The following is a 17,469-nucleotide window of genomic DNA, read 5'->3' on the forward strand; positions in this document are numbered from 1 at the left end:
CCCGGTCACCCCTGACAACGGGCTCGGCACGCAGCGGCTGCAGGTCGGCTCCGCCCTTCAGCGGGTGACCGGCGGGGCAGCAACGGCGGAAGAGCTGCTCGGGCGGTACGGCATCGTACGCTCTTGAACGCCTCAGCGCCGACCAGAGCTGAGTGCCACGACTTCTGTCCGCGCGTGGTCACCCTTATTCCTCGCGTAACTCTGCCTCGCTCATCGCCTCAGCCATTGCCTCGTCGTCATAGTCCGGTTCGACGAGGTCGGGGCGTGAATCGCTGCTGTCCGGATCCCAGTCCTCTGATTGCGCGAGTACCTCAACCAGGAAGCGCAACGCACCGTCGAGGAGTGCGCGGTCCTCAAGCCACAACCCGAACTCCAGATTTCTACGCGAGCTTGCTGTGCCGTTTGCGCTGCCCATCCAAAGCCGGCGCGGGGTGAACCCGATGACGTCGGCGACCTCCCCCAGAGGGCCTTCGTCGTGCCACCACAGTTCTCCGAGCAGGACCATCTTCGTGTGGAGGATCGGCACAAGATGGTTGCCCTCTTTGCGATAGCCGAGCGTGCGGAGCGCGGGGAGTTGCGCGTTGTTGAGTGACGCATCAGGGCCCACCAGAGGGATCTCGCCCTCGTCCCGGAAAACCAAGGGTCCCAGGCCTGGCAGAGCCTCAAGGGGAAAGCCGGCTCCGCGCTCCACTACGGACTTCAGCTCGTCGACCTTCGCTTGCTGACGCTTCCTGCGACTCTGCTTGGTGACCACGACGCACGCCGCGGGAAAATCGGCTATGCGTTCCACCAGCTCCGCATCGTCGAGCCACATGAAGGCACCCAGCATCGCCGAGCCCAGCGAACGTGCCCGACGGTCATGCTCCAGCTCAGTGCGGAATGCGTCGATCCCCTCAACGAGACCGCTGAGCACGTCGGAGCCGAACGCTCCCTGGCACGCGCCCTGCCCCCACGCGAATCGGTTGTCGAACCTGCTTGAGAACGCACTCATTCCTGCTGCCTCCCCGCACCGGCAAACTGCAACACACTCCAGGCCTTCGGCACGCAATAGCCCCGGCACGTGCAACCGTCCGGGTCTGCCACCGGTCTCACGGATGAACCCGCTCAAACTCACTCGATGACCGCGGGACTGGGCGAAAGGGCGTGTGCGATGGGAACTGACGCAGCTTCACCTGGCGAGGGAGTCGCAGTTCCCGGTGGGGGATCGGTGCTGGATACCCAGATGGTCCTGGCGTTGAACGTGCACACGTGCCCGGGTGTGTACGCCGTCTTGCTGGGGGCCGGACTCTCCATGGCTTCAGGAGTAAAGACCGGCTGGGAGATTGTGACTGACCTCGTCTCCAACGTTGCCGCCGCCTCCGAGCCAGGCGCATCTGACGCCGCGGAAGCTGCTGCGGATCCGCAGGCTTGGTGGGAGGGGCGGTTCGGCAAGCCGCTGGGCTACTCCGACCTCCTCGCTGAGGCGGCGCCGAGCGGAGCTGCCCGACAAGCGATCCTCGCCGGCTACTTCGAGCCCGAGGATGGTGACCTCGACGAGAAGGGGCCCACCGACGCGCACCGGGCCATCGCTCGACTCGTTCAACGCGGCTGCATCAGGGTCATCCTGACGACCAACTTCGACCGCCTCATGGAACGTGCCCTGGAAGAGGTGGGGATCTCCCCTCAAGTGATTCGCGACCACCAGATCGACTCCATGAAGCCCCTCGCACACAGCAAGATCACCATCATCAAGCTTCACGGCGACTACGCGGACCTCGAGCAACGCAACACTGTCGACGAACTGGAGACGTACCCCGCAGCGCAACAACAGCTGATGGAACGCATGATGGACGAATACGGTCTCATCGTGTGCGGCTGGTCCGCCGAGTGGGACAAGGCCTTGGTGAAGCTGGTCGAAGGGACCAGATCCCGACGCTACCCAATGTTCTGGGGGCAGTTCGGAAGGATGAGCGAGCCGGCCAAGCGGCTGACCGCACAGCACTCCGCCGGCGTCATCGACGGTGTGACTGCCGACGAGCTCTTCACCGACCTTGAGCGGCGCGTCACAGCCCTGGACCGGATGACGGTCGCTCCCATCACCCGCGATACCTCGGTCGCTCAGCTTAAGCGGTTCCTGCCGGATCCGAGACACCGAATCGATGTCCACGACCTGGTCGACCAAGCCGTCACCCGGGTCATCGAAGCATCAACCCCCCAGCAGCGGCGTGTGACCGGCTATTCGACCGAGGTGTACGAGAGCATCCTGCGCGACTACCGCGCTGACAGCGACACACTCCTGCACCTGCTCGCCAACGGTGTCTTCCACGACGACGGAACCCACAACCCCCTGTGGCAGCGCGTCACGAAACGCCTGTCCGGCATGCGCGACAATCTTCCGGGAGGAACCCACAACAGGCTGCTCGAGCAACTTCGGCACTACCCGGCACTCCTCGCCGTCTGGACCATGGGCGTCGCAGCCGTGCTCAGCAAACACGAGCACTTCCTGGCCCAGCTGCTCACCACTTCGACGTGGACGTCGCCGCTCGACTCCACAAAGCCCCGAGAACCCGCTGTGTACCTGAACCCGCAGCGCGTCATCGACGGCACCGCAACGAACGAGATCTACTCACCGGAATCAGGCCGGAGGTACCTCTACCCCGAGACCCGCTGGATCCGTGAACAGCTGCGTGAGCCATTCCAACTCGCGGAACCGAACAACGCAGCATACGAGAGCGCTACTCACCGTTTTCAGTTCCTGGCGTCCATGATCGCCATGGATGTCGAGGGCGAGCTGCGGGCTCGCCCCTGGTGCGGGGAGTTCTTCCTTGATCACATCTGGGGAGAGGGCGCCGACGTCGGCCTCGCAGCCGAAATCGGTCGCGAGATCCTCCCATCGTGGCCACTGCTCCAAGCCGGTGCCTTCAACAGCGACCCGCAGCAGGCACAGAAGGCGCACAAGGCGGTCGCAGAGGCCCGAAGCCACTACCCCCGCTGGTAGCCGCACGCAGACCGTAATGGGACTTCCGCTCCGGCGGAGATGGGGATTCCGCGCCCGCGACAGGTCTTGACGGTCACGGTCTGACGCCGGGACCAGGTTGGCCGCGACGGACAAGGCATTCGTCGTCTGCGCCGGTGTCGTTCCCGGTGGCTGGCGAGCCTGTTGCTGTACGGACAGGGCGCAAGAGGTGAGCCCTGTCACGCGCTTCGGTCAGTTCGCTTACGGCAGACGCCACGGAAGCGAACGGAGTGGAGGAAGCCCGCAGGGGCATGTCAAGGTTGACGCCTTCCCGAAAAACCGCAGGTCAAGGAAGGAGTCGCCCGTGGTCATTGACTCCGATCAGCCCGGACTGTCCACCGCTGGGGATTCGTTGCGGCTGCGCACATGGCGGCTGGGTCCTGGCTGGCCGTCGCTGGTGACGGACCTGTTCAGCGATGAGGACTTCCATGTCGTTGTCGATGACCGGGCGGATGTCCACATCGCTTCTCGTGACGGCCGCTTCTACCTCGGCTGGTTCCCCGACGGCCGCCCCGGCACAAACGGCGAGGGCTGGAAACTCGCCGTCACCGGAACCGCCGACGTCTCCGGCTACAGCGTCACTTTCGACACCCACACTCCGGCAGAGGTCGTCGCTGCCGCCGTGGCCTCCGTCCTGGCCGGCTCCCGCCCGGCCCGCTGCTGAACCACCCGCAAGCACGCGGCAGTTGCTGTCTTCGACGGTCCGGCGGGTTCGTCCGTACGGCTCGCGCCGAACACGCGACGCCCCGGTGCCCCGTCCTGCTTCTGCACTTGCCTTGTGACCAGCTGCGCCAGCGTGCGCAGCTCTGCGGTGCCCTCGGGGTGCCGCAGAGATCTCTTCCACCGAGAAGGAGACCCAGGTGAACACCAGCGACGACATGACGGTCGGCGAACTCATCGGCCTGTTGTCCGGCTTCGACCGGGACGCCGTACCGCGCCTGGCGGTCAACCCGCTCTTTCCCATGTCCCACCCCATCCGCGCCGTGGTCCCGGGAACGGACGAGCAGGGACGGCCCATGGTCTTCCTCGCCGACGGAGAGCCCCAGGGATACCTGCCGCCCGAGGTGGCCCGGCAGCTGACCTGGCACCGGCCCATCGAGGCTCCCCGGCGCCCCCGTCGCCGTGGTGCGGTCCGCCTGGCCGAGCCCGACCAGTGATCCGTCCCGGAGGCGTCTCTGCACCCGCACGACTTCTTCCTCCCGCCCGTACCTGAGCCGGGCGGGCAGGTGTACTGGACTGCGCCGCGTCATCTGGCCGGCGACGATGGGGCGTTGGCCGAGCAGGTCGGCAATGCGCTGACGGGTTTGGGCTGGTCGTGCTGGACCACCTCCCGGGGCACTCTGGTCCATGTCAGCCCGGACGGGCTGCGCGGCGCAGAGTGGGTCCTCGCCGATGAACCCCTCCAACTCGGCGGGCTGCCAGTCGCCTGGGAAGTCTCCGCCCGTTCGGACCCGGACCAGGCTCTGCTGGCGTGGACGGCGTACTTCACCACCGGGACCCCGCACGAGGCCCTGACCGCCTTCGCCCTCTCCCTCGACGCACATGATGATCCGGCGTTCGGCCTCGACGGCCCGGAGTGTGTGGTGGCTGCGCTGACGCAGGCAGGGTGGAGACCGGAGGAGGACCTCGCCTCGGCCTGGGACCCGGGGCTGACGTCCTGCTTCGCCTGGTGCACGCTGCCCGCGCTGATCGAGGACCAGGACCCGCGCGAAGACCTCGCTGGCTGGCAGGCATGGGCCGAACCGGCCGCACAACGGCCGTATGTGTGGTGCGCAACGTTCAGCCACTCCACACCCCACGACCTCGTGGCCGCTTTCGCTGCCGCCGTGAGCGATCCGGTCCCGGTCCTGCGCCGCGTACTGCCCGAGCAGAGCGCCGGACGACTCATCCTCGTCGCGGCGACCTGACCGGGGCGGCACCGGTGGCACCCTCACCGCAGAGGACAACCCCGCGAAGCGGCATCCCCATGGCTTCCGAAGCCGTTGAATGCAGCTGGTACTGGCATGTTGAGCGCTACGAGGCGGTCGAGGCGGCAGGCTGCATCTGGCCGAGTGCGTCGAGGAATTCCCCGAACGTGGGGGTGGCGCTGTAGTCGAAGGACAGGGCAGGCAGCATCGCAGCCCATCGTTCGGGGTGGTTGCCGCAGCGGTCCAGCAGGATCGGCAGGGCGATCTGGGAATTGGCGTGCGTGAGTACCGCGTCGACGGGGAGCTGCCGCAGATGCTCCAGCGTGTGATGACGTGAGTTGAGTACTGCGTGTTCGATCTGGTGCTGTGTCCATACTCCGTCCGCGGCAGGGGCGTCGAGCCAGAACTGGAGCACAGCGGCGGGATCGGGATGGCCGTCGAGTTCGTCGTCGGTGAGGATGCGCAGCACGCCGTCGTCCTCTTCTTCGGGCGGTGCAAGGGCTCCCGCGGCTTCGCGAAGCCAGGCGGCGCTCTCCTCGTCGTGCTCGATCCAGGCCAGCTCGACCGGTGTCAGCACCGAGAGGGCTTCGGTGACTGCCGTACGGGGCGCGTGGATGTTGATAGCGAGTTTGGTCAACGCCATGGCCCGCTGGTGCTCCAGCCTCCCTTGCAGCAGCGTATGCGGGGGCAACGCCTCGGGCATGATCCTGGCGAGCCGGCCCTCTCGCGGTGCGTCCACGACGGCGGGCGCGGGCAACGTCGACAGCAGCGCGCATGCTTTGGCCAGATGCTGCGCGTTCCCGGACGCAGCGGCCAGGTCCTCGGCCAGCGAAAGGGCGTCACGCTGTTTGGCAATGCGCGCAGACCCGAGAAGCCGACCACGGCGCACGCACGCATCGACGGCTACGGCGACCGTTTCGGCTGCAAGCTCAAGCAGTCGGGGGTGGCGGCGGACGCGGCCGGCAATCGTACGAAGGCGCTCGCGGCAGGTGAGGCTCGGCTTGGGCAGCTCGGCCAACTCCGGGCAGCACAGGGCGGGCAGACACGCCCGCAGCAGCTCCTCCTCCAGCGCTCCCGGTTCCGCATGCTCCAGCAGGAGATGCTGAACGGTCGCTCCCAGGCGTGGATGCGTCGTCAATTCCATCCACCGCTCCGGACACCGTTCCACGACGCGCCAGCAGCTGGCAGAGAACTCAAGCGACCAGTCTCCGTGCTGTGAACGAGGAACCCATCCGGAGTGCTCGCTCGGACGGTCCAAGGCTTCAGCGAGAGGAGCGAGAGCACGCTCCAGCACCGCATCGAAGAACGCCTCCGGCACCTCGGGAACCGGTCGGGACCGGTACCTCGGGTACTGGTAGAAGTGGGGTTTCCACAGCGTGAGGAGAGAGTCGAGATCCGTCTCGTGGAGGTGCTCCAACAGCCTGCTTGCAGCGGCAGCCTGATGCGGATGGTGGGCGATCCCGACAACGAGCTGCGGCTGCACTCGATGTGCGGCCAGTACGGCCGGCAAATCGGCGGCAGTCACGACTCCCGCAGCAGCCAGTTCGGCAACCTGCTCACCGGATGCCTGAGCCACTAGCCCGGCCCGCACTTCCGGATTCACAACCCGCTCGAGTAGCGAGGGCAGCGCCTCCTTCAGCGCCTTCTCCCGCCATTCCTCGCGGTGGTCGCCGTAGTGCTTCGCAGAACGAGCGTGTGTCCTGGCGCTCAGCGCCTCCACCACGGCGGGCAGTGCTGCTTCCGGCAACTCCGCGCTCGCGGCAAGCTCCTGCCACAGCGGATACGTACGGGCATGAACCACGGCCGCCGCCCCCTCTTGACGTGCTGATCCTGACTCGGTGTCACTGGCTCATCACCGACGCCGAGTTGACCGTACGCCGCATCAGGTCCGCTGCGCTTGCGGATGCCGAAATGTCTCCGCTGCCTGCGTATCGCTGTGAGGGACAGAGCCCCTCTTCGATGGCCGCGCTGCGTGGGACCCCATATTCTTGCCGCCGGCTCAGACGCCCCGATCGTGGTCTGCCCTCCGGGGACGCTACGGTCTTGAAAGTGGGCCGGAGCCACTCGCACTGGCTCCGGCCCACTCCAGACTCAGGGCTCACTCAGGAGGGCTGCTCCCTGGGAATGACGAGCTCGAAATACCCGTTCAACGTCTCCTCGTCGAGCTGGCCGTCCATGGCTAGTGCAGAGCGAAGTGCCCGGCCGGTCGCCTGGGCAGGAGTGCCCCAGCGCCTGTGCGCCTCTCGCATGATCTCGCCTATCGTCCACTGGGCGGAGTCGGGGTGGTGCCGGACGAACCAGTCCAGCATCTTCGCCACCGGGATCGTCAGGTTGAGAAGCAACCAGCGGTCCTCCGGGTCGCCGGTTCGCTTGCGTTGATTCTTCTCCAGTCGGTCGATCATGTAGGCGAAATCGTCGAGAACGGCATGCCGGATCGTCGCACCGAGAATGTCGGTAGGCAGGATGCGGTCCAAGTTGATCGCGACGTTCCACGCCAGGGCGTCTGCGAGCTCGCGGGCCGACTCCTCGTTGCGGTGCCGCAGAACCCACCGCTTGCGCACGTCGGGACGCTCCCAGAGCGTGCCGAGAAAGTCGGCAGCGAAACGGTCGCGAACATCGGCGGCCCCTGGAGCCAGGGAGTCGGGATCGCCAACGGTCATGGCAGCCCGTACACCGTCGGTGGAGCGCCGACGTGCTTCCACCCAGTCCTCTGCCACTGGCCGTGACCACTGTGCGCGACCGCCAACCGTGGCCTGCGGCAACGGCACCGGAACCTCGACCGAGCGGCGCGAGATGTATGCCCGCAGTGTGGAGGCGGTGATGTCGCCCAGGGCTGCCACCTCGGGGATGCCGAGCAGCTGGTCTCCGGAGAGCTCTGGGCTGGCGAGATTGACGACGCACTGGTCGAGCGGCAGTGCGTTGTCCTGCTTCTGGTGCTCCTCGGCCCACCGCGCGAGGTGGTCAAGCCAGTTGTCCGGGGCTGGCGCGTCGTGGTCGAAGGTGGAGACCTTCTGCACCTGCCCGCGAGCGGGGTCGGCGCGGCCGTCGAGCATGTCAGTAGCGGTGACGGTGACGGCAGCCCGCGCCTTGCGGCGCTCGTAATCCTGGCTTACCGGATCCCAGATCTGCCCTGGCCGGTACCACGTAGCGCCGTCCCACCAGTAGCCACCAGCGCGGAACAACAGCTTGTTGTCCTGCCACTCGTGATGCATGGACGCCGTGACCCCGTCGCTCATGAGGAGCACGGTCCGGCCATGGTCGGGGTGGTAGCGGACCGACCAACCCAACTGGTGATTGATGGGGTCGGTGGTGAAAGCCAGCCAGCCGCCGCCCGCGAAGTCCTCGTCGCATCGCCCCCACATGCCCTGGGCCTTGTTGCGGCCCACCGCCTCGATCGCCTCCGGGCCCTCATCCAGCGGGATATGGGAGTCGTCGACGAACGGCAGGCCGGGGACCGGGTGGTCGGTCCGTATGCCGTTGGCATACGGGCGAATGTCGTAGACCACGATGTTGCCCTCTCTTCCCGAGTGCTGCTTCCTTTTACAACAGTAGCAGCATCTCGCTGTGCATCGATGAAAGTGCATCATGTGGTAGCACTCATTGGGCAGTGTTGCGCAACAGGGCCGTGCGTCTGCGTACGGCAGGCGCGGGGCTATCGGCGGTGTGTGGGTGTGGTGACGGTGAGGGGTTCGAGGCGGCGGGCGATGAGGTTGAGGGCGCCCCGGGCGCGTTCGATGCGGCCGTGGATGAGGAGTGCGGCGTGATCGACGGCCATTTTCATGTGGGCGTCCCAGACCGGTGGGGGGACGATGACGTTGACCATTCCGGTCTCGTCTTCGATGTTGAGGAAGCAGGTGCCCTTGGCGGTGGGCGGGCGCTGGCGGTGGGTGACGAGACCGCCGACGACGACCATGGTCTCGTCAGGCTCGTTGCGTACGGCGGCGGCGGGGAGCACTCCGCCAGCGTCCAGATGGGGCCGGAGGTGCTGGACGGGGTGGCTGTCGGGGCTGGCGCCGGTCGCCCACAGGTCGGCGAAGGTCTCCTCGATCACCGTCATGGCAGGCAGCGCGGGTGGCTCGGGGGCTGCGGTGGTGCCGGGCAGCAGGGTTTCGTCGGCGGTGGCGAGTGCGCCGGCGGCCCACAGGGCCTCACGGCGGCTGACGCCGAAGCAGGTGAAGGCGCCGGCGGTGGCGAGGTTCTCCAGCAGCCTGGCCGGCAGGCGGGTGCGGCGGGCGAAGTCCTCCAGTCCGGTATACGGGCGGCCGTCCGCGATTTCGTGCGCGGTCTCGGGCGACAGGCCGCGGATCCCGGTCAGGCCGAGCCGGATGGCCCGGCCGCCGGTGGAGGCTTCGTCGGGTTCGAGGCCGGCGTGGGGGCCGGAGCGGGTGACGTCGATGCCGCGGACGGTGATGCCGCGGCGGCGGGCGTCGCCGATCAGTGTCAACGGGCTGTAGAAGCCCATGGGTTGGTTGGCCAGGATGCCGGCGATGTAGGCGGCCGGGTAGTGCAGCTTGATCCAGGCCGAGGCGTAGACGATGTGCGCCAGGGACTGGGAGTGGCTCTCGGGGAAGCCGTAGCCGGAGAAGGCCTGGATCATCGTGTAAAGCTCCTCTGCCGGCTCAGAGGGGATACCGCGGCCGGCCATGCCGTCCATCAGCCGCCGGCGTAGATTCGCGACGCGTTCGGGGGCGTGCTTGGCGGCCAGGGCCTTGCGCAGCTGGTCGGCCTCGCCGGGGCCGAAGCCGGCGCAGTCCATGGCCAGCCGCATCATCTGCTCCTGGTAGAGCGGCACGCCGAGGGTGCGCTCGAGGGCGGGCTGGGCGAGGGGGTGGGGGTAGGTGACCTTCTCGTGCCCGGCGCGACGGCGCAGGTACGGGTGGACGGAGCCGCCCTGGATCGGCCCGGGCCGGATCAGTGAGACCGCCACGACCAGGTCTTGGAATGTCTCGGGCCGCAGGCGGGGGAGGGTGGACATCTGGGCGCGGGATTCGACCTGGAAGAGGCCCACGGTGTCCGCCTTGGAGATCATGGCGTACACGCCCGGGTCGTCGGGCGGAATCGACGTCAGGTCCAAGGTGCGGCCGTGGTGTTGGGCGATGAGGTCGCAGGCGGTGTGCAGGGCGGAGAGCATGCCCAGGCCGAGCAGGTCGATCTTGACCAGGCCGGCTTCCTCGACGTCGTCCTTGTCGCCCTGGAGGACGCTGCGTCCCTCGGCGGTGGCCCACTCGACGGGCATGATCTCCCCGATGGGCTGGCGGGTGAGGACCATGCCGCCGACGTGCACGCCCATGTGCCGGGGCAGACCGTCCAGTTGGGCCGCGATCTCGACCACGTCGGCCGGGATGCCGGCGTCGTCGCCCGGGGGTTCGTGGTGCTGGATGTGCCGGGTCATCTCGTCGATGTGGCCGGTCGCATAGCCCAGCGCGCGGGCGGCGTCGCGTACGGCGAGGCGGGGACGGTAGGTGATGACGTTGGCGACCTGCGCTGCGTGGGTGCGGCCCCAGCGGCGGTAGACGTACTGGATGACTTCCTCGCGGCGGGCGTTCTCGAAGTCGATGTCTATGTCCGGGGCTTCGGCGCGCTCCACGGACAGGAATCGTTCGAAGAGCAGCTTGTGTTTGATCGGGTCGACGGCGGTGATGCCGAGCACGTAGCAGATGACGGAGTTGGCGGCCGAGCCGCGGCCCTGGCACCAGATGCCGGTGCCGGTGGCGTACTGCACGATGTCGTGGACGATGAGGAAGTAGCCGGCCATCTCCAGCTGTTCGACGACGTCGAGTTCGCGGTCCAGCTGTCGCCACGCCACCTGCGCTGCCGAGGTCTCGCGGGGGCCGTAGGTGTGTACGGCGGCCCGGGTCGCCAGGTGGCGCAGGAAGCTGGTCTCGGTGTGCCCGGCAGGGACGGGGAAGCCGGGCAGTTGCGGTCTCAGGTCGGTGAGGTCGACCACGCAACTGCGGCCCAGCTGCAGGGTGTTCTCCAGTACCTCGGGGTAGCGGGCCAGTCGGTGGGCCATCTCGCCGGGGGAGCGCAGATGCGCCGTGGGGGCAGGTGGAACGTGTCCTGCTGCATGGTCGAGGTCTTCGCGGCGGCGCAGCGCGGCCAGGGCCTGGGCCAGGCGGGCCTGGGCGGGGGTGGCGTAGTGCACGGCGTTGGAGGCGACGACGGGCAGGCCGAGCCGGCCGGCGGCGGCGTACAGGGCGTCGTTGCGCGTGGAGTCGGTGGGCAGGGCGTGGTCGACCAGCTCCACGTGCAGGGCATCTCGGCCGACCAGATCAGACAGCTGCTCCAACCGCCGTACGGCCGCGCTCACATCACCCACCTCAGCAGCGGTCCTTTCGGGAGTCTCGGCCGGGGAGGGGCAGCCGGCCAGCACGGCCCACTGGCCGCTTCGGGCGGCCGTAGCCAGCTGCTGCAGGTCGTAGGCCGGGGCGCTCTTGGATCCGGCCAGCTGCGCGGCGGAGAGGGCCGCGGCGAGCTGCTGGAAGCCGGCCAGGTCGCGGGCGAGGACCACTACCGGCCCGTACGGGGAGGGCAGGCTCAGCTCGACGCCGTAGACCGTATCGAGCTTGTGTTCGCGGGCGGCGGCGGCCATCCGGCGTGCGGCGTAGAGGCCGTCCCGGTCGGTGATCGCCAGGACCTCGATGCCCAACTCGGCTGCCTGCGCGGCCAATGCGTCCGCGTCGGATGCGCCTTGAAGGAAGGAGAAGGAGGAATGGACGTGCAGCTCCGCCCACCCGGCGGGTCTTCGCTCCTGGATGGGCAGGCGCAACAGCCGACCCGTCCCGTGTTCAGCCATAACAGGCCTCCGCCCACCACTGCCCCTGCTCCAGGACCAGCAGCCAGGCCGGACCGGCCACGGTGACCACTTGCATGCGCACCAGGCGGCGGGACTTACCGGCGTCCCACCACTGCTCCAGGGCCGGCCACGGCCCGGCCCAACCCGCCACCTCAGCAGCCGGGCTCCCGTGGACGGTGAGCCGGGCCGGTGGAGCGGACAGTTCCAGGCGGGCGGAGACGCCCACCAACTCGCCAGCCGCATCTTGCAGTCGGGCGCTCTGCGGCTGGGCAGGCACCCAGGCCGGGTGCGGAGCGGGCAGACGGCCTGGCCACGGACCGCTCGGGAGGCCGCCTCCGGTCGGCAGGTCGCCGAAGGCGACGCGCATGGCGCGCTCGGCCGGACCACGACCACCGCCAAGCTCCACACGCGTCACCGCGCCGTGCCCGAGCATCGCCTGCAGCCGCCCGGCCGCGACCTCCATCTCGGCGCTCGCCGACCTCCCGCCGAACAACGGCTCCTGCCGTCCGGTCGCCGCGCTCAACGCCTCCGGGCGCAACGCCAGCCGCAAGAATCCCGCGGCACCATCGCTCCCGTCGTCTTGCGGGGCAAGAGCTCCGGTCTCGTGCCAGGCATTCAGTTGCCAGCGGACGCGTTCAGCGACAGCCAGCTCCGACAACCTGCCCTCGTGCCTCCACAGCCGCGACAGCCTTCTGCCGCCGACGAGTTCGCCCGCAACCTCGATCCGCGCGCACACCGCACCGGCGGCGGCCAGCCGCTCGTGCACACCCAGGGCGAGCTGCTTCGCGGCGAACGCCACCGGCTCCACCCGCGCTTCGGCAGGCTCGAACACACACGATGCAGTGAGGTCCTCGCTCGGCGCCCGGGTACTCAGCCCTCTCGCCTCCAGACCGCGTGCCGTGCGTTGCGCTGCTGCTCCGTCGGCGCCGAACCGTGCAAGCACGCGCTCGCTCGGCATCCCAGCGAGGCCCCCCACGGTCTCCACACCCAGCCGGACCAGCAGCCCCGCCAGGTGCGCACGGCCCAGGACACCGACTGGATACGGAGCCAGAAACTCGCGCGTCTTGCCCGCAGGCACCAAGACACCGCGGCGTGCGGCGAGCGCGGCGGCGAAGACAGTGCCCGCCGCCCCCACCCGCGCGATATGGCCCGCAGCGGTGACAGTCGCCACGACACGCTCGGCCAAGGCCCCTTCACCGCCGAAGTACCGGGATGGACCGCCTGCCGGAAGCACCACCAGCCCAGGCCGGATCACCTCCCACCGCGGCGCCACCTCCGCTTCCAGGCGCTGCAGCACCGGCTCGAAGAACCTGGTCTCGCCCTCCACATCACGGGCGACCACCACCAACTCAGGCACGTGGCTCGTGGCCTGCCGCAACCGCATCCCGCGGCGTACCCCCAACGCACGGGCAGCCGCGGAGCAGGCCACCACCTTCCCCCCGGCAACCACCGCCGTCGGCCGCACACCGCCGGGATTGGTGCCATCGGCCACGACCGGCCAATCCGGCAGCCACGCGCACGCGACACGGTCGTCCACCGCTCTCACCGCACCACATGCAGCGGACCGCGCTGTGACGACGTGGCCTCACCGAGTGCCGGGGAGGAGGCATCGGCGTCGGTGAGGAGCGACGCGCGCCCGTCCGGGCCCGGCAGCCACAACTGAGCGGTCCGGGGGGCGCCGCCGGCCGACCCGCGGCCGGACGCCGTCACCTCTACCCGTCGGGCACGCAGCAGCCCATGCCCAACTCCCACGCCCTCCCAACGCGCCTGCGTCACCCTCAGGCGTACTCCGGAGCCTTCCCACTCCCCGGCAGTCAGCAGGACCGTGCCGGTACGACGCAGCACGGCACCGAGACGTTGTGCCGTGCGGCCGGTGGCAGGACCGCATTCGCCGAGCAGCAGCACCGGAACAGCCTCGGCGAGCGTGGCCACCACCTCCGGCCAGCGCCGGCCAGGGCGGTCAACGAACATGCCCACGCCCACATCCAGGCCCATGGACTGCGCCGCCAGCACGCCCAGCTGAGGCAAGCCGACCACGGCCCACGCTCCTGCCTCGGCGGCGGCTTCGGCGGCCAGCGCCAGCAGCAGCGGCATGTCCCCGCCCGCACTGACGGTGGTGCCAGCTCGCAGACAGCCACGGGGCAGCAATGAGCCGAATGCGGCAGCGCCCCGGAACCCGGAAGCCTCCTGCCGCATCGACGACCTGTTGCTGACCTGTGGTGCTCTCACAGAACAAAGAATCGAACATGAGACCTATTTAATGCAAGGCGGTGCACCTCTTCACGTCGGCCACGATCGTGAACGAACGCGCTGGTGGCAGCCTCAACTCGGCGCCTGCCCTGAGGAGTCGGGCCACCAGCCCTCGACCGGGCACGGGGAGGAGTGTGACGAGCGGCTCGGCCAGCCGGGCCCACCGTGCCTCAGAGGTGTGCCGGCGGTCGGGTGGGGAGGTTTCTGCCGCGTGCTCCGGCCACAGTCGGTCGGTGGCCACTCAGTCCTGGAACTTCGGCCCGCCGTAGCGGGCCAAGGCCCTCCGAAGGAGCGGGAGGAGGGCGGTGCGTTCCGCGATGGCCGTCCCCAACAGCAGACGGCAGACGACGTAGCCGCCCTCGGACTCGGTGAGTGCATGCTTCTTGGCGAAGTCCGTGCCGTTGCCTGGGTCGTTGAAGGTGACGAGCAGCAGGTGTGCGCCGCCGCCCGGGTCAGTGGCCAAGCGGACGCTCTCCAGCGCTTCCCAGGTCAAGGAGAAAGACCCGTCCTTCATGCGGACGCGCCGCTGGTCGACAACGGCAAGGCTGTCGCTGTCGACAACGAGCGCATTCCGCTCTACAGCGATGAAAGCGTTCCCGGTGAAAAAGAACATAACGGGAAAGAAGATCAGGAAGAGAGATGGCCCGATTGCTGAGTCAGGCAGTCCCTCTTCGATCTCGGTCAGCCGCAGCTCCAAGTCACCCGTGAGAGTCCATGCGGCCAAAATGATGAAATTGATCCCTGCGCCCAGCGCTACTCCTTGAAGCGCGGCGGATACCCGGTTGCTGAGCCGGATGGCGAAGGTGCTCAGCTCGAAGACTGCAGGCCCATCGGTGCCTACGGGATCGGCTTGCTGCCTCTGTGCCGGGGCCGGCGGTTCGGGTGTACGGGCGAGCGCGACAGCAAGCACGAGGGAGGGCACCGCGGTGAGGAAGGAGCCTGCGCCGGCCAGCAGCGACAGGGTCTCCAAGTCGGACAGGTACAGCACCACCGCCATCACCGCGCACGCCAGCGCAGTCGACCCACCCACCCACACGCCCAGCCCCCGCATGCGCGCAATTGTGCCCTACGCCCAACACCCATACACCACAGGCAACATGGGCCCGTCGGGCCCCGGGCACGAGGAGCCAGCCGAAGCGGAGACTGGCCTGTGAGCCGGTGGTGCTGAACCTCAGGCCATGGCCTGCTCCTAGCAGACCTTGTGCGGTGGCGCGTCCTTGATCGCCTCGCATGTCGGCGGGTTTGGTGCGGCATCGCAGGGCGCGGGATGTTCCCGTCGCGAGCCGAACTGCGGCATCCGCGACGGCAATTGCACGGTCCGGAGCGGCGCTCGCCGGTATCGGAACCCTTGGCGCCTGGCAGTTGTTTGCCCCGGTGCTCTGTCTTGATCGTTGCGCGAGACAATGTTGCCTCGCGCCTAGGGAGGGGACGAAGGTATGCGGGTGCATGCGGTGGATCTGATCAACTCATCGTGGGGGATGCACAGTTTGAACGAGTGGTTGGTCGAAGCGGTCAACGCACTTGCCCATGAGCTCGGGGATCAGGCCGGCATGGCGGGGGATGACGATGCCGGCCGGTCCTTCGCCAACATGTATCGGGCAGCGGCCCGGACAACGGTCAATCAGATGGGCGAGGCCACCCACATCGTGGGGGCCGGCAGCACCGCGCTCTTACAGAACGCCAACGAGTACATGGCCACCGAGAGCAAGGTCGCCGCCGACATGCTGGGAAGCATCGGCGAATCGGGAGCCGCGCCTTCGCCCGGAGGAAGCTCACCGGACTGTGCTCCCGCCCCACGCGGACGCGGCAACGATCTGCCTGACATCATCGGTGAGACCAGCGCCGTGTCCCAATACCTCGTGGGCGACCGCTTCCGCGGCTCCCCGGAGAAGCTCCGCGACGTCGCGGCCACCTGGCGCAAGGCGCACAGAATCACCCTGCAGATCTTCTTCGACGCCCAGGACTGCTGGCGACGTGCCACCAGGCACGGTGAAGGGGATACCGCTGACGCCATCGCCAACTTCTTCAAGAAGTTCGTCGGCCACGGAAACCCGCCCAGCCATGTCTCAGACCAGGACACGCTCCTGGCGAATCTGCCCACGGCATGCCATCAGATCGCCGGCGCATGCGAGAACTACGCCGACCACATCGAGACAGCAAGCAAGCGGTCCTGGAAGGACACCGTCTCCGACGCCTTCGACGGCGGCGGGGAATCGGTCTTCGACAGCACCGTTTTCGGCGGCAACGGCGAAGACGGCGGACTCCACGACGCGATAGCGGGCGACGGCAAGATCCTCAGCCTGGCCGGTCTGGGACATTCCTTGGACTCATCCCAGAAGCGTGTGCCCGTCCCCGCCCCGAAGCAGGGCGGCAAGTGGTGGGTTCCGGACGGCCCGTCCCTTCCGCCGCTGCTGCCGCTCCCGCTGGGTCGGGTGCCCATCGTGATCCCCGCCGGGTACACGAATCCGGACCCCAAGCTGTACACGCCGGCGATGCCGCCGCCCTCGCCACCCGACCCCCGGTTCCCTGCCCTGAACCTCGCGCAGCGGCACAGCTTCGACCGGTGGGCCGGCGGCCTCCGGGACGGCGGCTTCTCTGGCGGCACGAAAGCCGAACGGGACTACCAGCGGCGTACCGCCGGCTACCCGGAGAAGGAGGTTCCCATCGATCCGCGGAAGTCGGCCCTGGGCACCCTCATGGTGGACGGTCTGAGGCACACCGACGGCATGGCGGTGGAGGCCAAGTACGTCAAGAAGCCCGGCTGCACCTACCGCAACCTCGACGACCTGGAGAACCCGGACAACTTCCAGGAGAAGGTGCTGCACAAGAAGGATGAGAAGGAGCTGTTCAAGTACAAGTCCGCCATCGAATACCCGGCCAACGCAGGGCGGCTCCGTGGAGTGGAGGTAGCCACGAATGACCCCGAAGCGGTTCCCTACTGGAATGCCCTGCTCGTGGCCCACGGAGTCAACGGCTACGGCCGCCACGCCCCGTAGATCTCTTGAGGGAGCAACGCAGTGACCACCGAGGACGTCGACAACTTCCCGACCATGTTCATGTTCAGCCCCCGGGCAGACCGGCCACAGGATTGGTCCTTGACGTTCGAGGCGTTCACAGAGGCCCTGCGCGGCCGAGAGGCTGATGCGGCCACCGAGCAATGGAGCAGCCCGGTCTCACCTGGCGACACCCTGTCGTTCGTCTTCACCACCTCCGCCGACAACAAGGCCGAGGGAATGGCAGGCGTGGAGCCCAACGGAGTCGCCGTCGAGGACTGCACCTGTGCCGAAGCTGCGGAGTTCGCACACTGGCTTCAGTCGACGGCACTTCCGTCGCAGGCCGCCATGTACGTCAACATGACCGAAGGTGTGGAGTGGGAGTTCCCGTCCATCGAGCTTCCCCGGGTCGAGGTACAGGAGCTTCAGGGCCTCCTCACCGAACGGCTCCGCCAGATCCTCGACCACGAAGAACAGCAACTGGAATAACTACATTGCGTGCTCGGCACCTGCGGACTGCTCGCGGCC

At 68.1% G+C, this 17,469-nt stretch carries 13 protein-coding genes; 6 read left to right on the forward strand and 7 right to left on the reverse strand.

Going from position 1 to position 17,469, the window contains the following annotated elements:
- Nucleotides 1-184 precede the first annotated feature (184 nt).
- Nucleotides 185-991 (reverse strand): hypothetical protein, encoded by an 807-nt coding sequence (locus I004_RS0103490; RefSeq protein ID WP_028434348.1) that lies wholly within the window; start codon nt 989-991, stop codon nt 185-187.
- Nucleotides 992-1,207: 216 nt separating this feature from the next.
- Here I004_RS0103490 and I004_RS37370 point away from each other — a divergent pair, with 216 nt between their 5' ends.
- The 4 genes from I004_RS37370 (at nt 1,208) to I004_RS0103510 (ending at nt 4,902) form a co-directional block, all read left to right on the forward strand.
- On the forward strand, nt 1,208-2,977 hold the full coding sequence (locus tag I004_RS37370) for an SIR2 family protein (protein WP_158676985.1): 1,770 nt from the start codon (nt 1,208-1,210) through the stop codon (nt 2,975-2,977).
- Nucleotides 2,978-3,299: 322 nt separating this feature from the next.
- On the forward strand, nt 3,300-3,659 hold the full coding sequence (locus I004_RS0103500; RefSeq protein ID WP_028434349.1) for an SPDY domain-containing protein: 360 nt from the start codon (nt 3,300-3,302) through the stop codon (nt 3,657-3,659).
- A gap of 196 nt (nt 3,660-3,855) precedes the next feature.
- On the forward strand, nt 3,856-4,152 hold the full coding sequence (locus I004_RS0103505; protein WP_486579709.1) for a hypothetical protein: 297 nt from the start codon (nt 3,856-3,858) through the stop codon (nt 4,150-4,152).
- A 114-nt stretch (nt 4,153-4,266) separates the two neighbouring features.
- Nucleotides 4,267-4,902 (forward strand): SPDY domain-containing protein, encoded by a 636-nt coding sequence (locus tag I004_RS0103510; protein ID WP_486579710.1) that lies wholly within the window; start codon nt 4,267-4,269, stop codon nt 4,900-4,902.
- Between the two features lie 106 nt (nt 4,903-5,008).
- Here the strand turns inward: I004_RS0103510 and I004_RS31945 are convergent, their stop codons facing one another.
- The 6 genes from I004_RS31945 to I004_RS0103540 form a co-directional block, all read right to left on the reverse strand.
- Complete coding sequence (locus I004_RS31945; RefSeq protein ID WP_158676986.1) at nt 5,009-6,703, reverse strand: hypothetical protein; 1,695 nt, start codon at nt 6,701-6,703, stop codon at nt 5,009-5,011.
- Nucleotides 6,704-7,004: 301 nt separating this feature from the next.
- A complete protein-coding gene (locus I004_RS0103520; protein WP_051344646.1) occupies nt 7,005-8,408 on the reverse strand; it encodes a hypothetical protein in 1,404 nt (467 codons plus the stop codon).
- A 146-nt stretch (nt 8,409-8,554) separates the two neighbouring features.
- Nucleotides 8,555-11,698 (reverse strand): error-prone DNA polymerase, encoded by a 3,144-nt coding sequence (locus I004_RS0103525; protein ID WP_078510762.1) that lies wholly within the window; start codon nt 11,696-11,698, stop codon nt 8,555-8,557.
- Nucleotides 11,691-13,235 carry a Y-family DNA polymerase gene (locus tag I004_RS0103530; protein ID WP_078510763.1) on the reverse strand — a complete coding sequence of 515 codons (1,545 nt, stop codon included), beginning with the start codon at nt 13,233-13,235 and terminating at the stop codon, nt 11,691-11,693. The genes I004_RS0103525 and I004_RS0103530 overlap by 8 nt, the downstream gene beginning before the upstream one ends.
- A gap of 5 nt (nt 13,236-13,240) precedes the next feature.
- Nucleotides 13,241-13,927, reverse strand: a complete 687-nt coding sequence (locus tag I004_RS0103535) for a hypothetical protein (RefSeq protein ID WP_158676987.1) — start codon at nt 13,925-13,927, stop codon at nt 13,241-13,243.
- Between the two features lie 262 nt (nt 13,928-14,189).
- Complete coding sequence (locus I004_RS0103540; protein ID WP_028434356.1) at nt 14,190-14,999, reverse strand: hypothetical protein; 810 nt, start codon at nt 14,997-14,999, stop codon at nt 14,190-14,192.
- Nucleotides 15,000-15,384: 385 nt separating this feature from the next.
- Here I004_RS0103540 and I004_RS40085 point away from each other — a divergent pair, with 385 nt between their 5' ends.
- Both I004_RS40085 and I004_RS0103550 read left to right on the forward strand, forming a co-directional pair.
- The gene (locus I004_RS40085; RefSeq protein ID WP_037974628.1) at nt 15,385-16,944 is read left to right on the forward strand and encodes a restriction endonuclease fold toxin-2 domain-containing protein; all 1,560 of its coding nucleotides are present in this window, start codon (nt 15,385-15,387) and stop codon (nt 16,942-16,944) included.
- Between the two features lie 21 nt (nt 16,945-16,965).
- Nucleotides 16,966-17,430, forward strand: coding sequence for a hypothetical protein (locus I004_RS0103550; RefSeq protein WP_028434357.1), 465 nt, complete (start codon nt 16,966-16,968; stop codon nt 17,428-17,430).
- Nucleotides 17,431-17,469 lie beyond the last annotated feature (39 nt).

Source organism: Streptomyces sp. TAA486 (assembly GCF_000426165.1).

Coding starts and splice junctions, on each gene's coding strand:
- I004_RS0103490 (WP_028434348.1), bottom strand. CDS start 991: ATGAGTGCGTTCTCAAGCAGGTTCGACAACCGATTCGCGTGGGGGCAG.
- I004_RS0103525 (WP_078510762.1), bottom strand. CDS start 11,698: ATGGCTGAACACGGGACGGGTCGGCTGTTGCGCCTGCCCATCCAGGAG.
- I004_RS0103540 (WP_028434356.1), bottom strand. CDS start 14,999: ATGCGGGGGCTGGGCGTGTGGGTGGGTGGGTCGACTGCGCTGGCGTGC.
- I004_RS40085 (WP_037974628.1), top strand. CDS start 15,385: ATGCGGGTGCATGCGGTGGATCTGATCAACTCATCGTGGGGGATGCAC.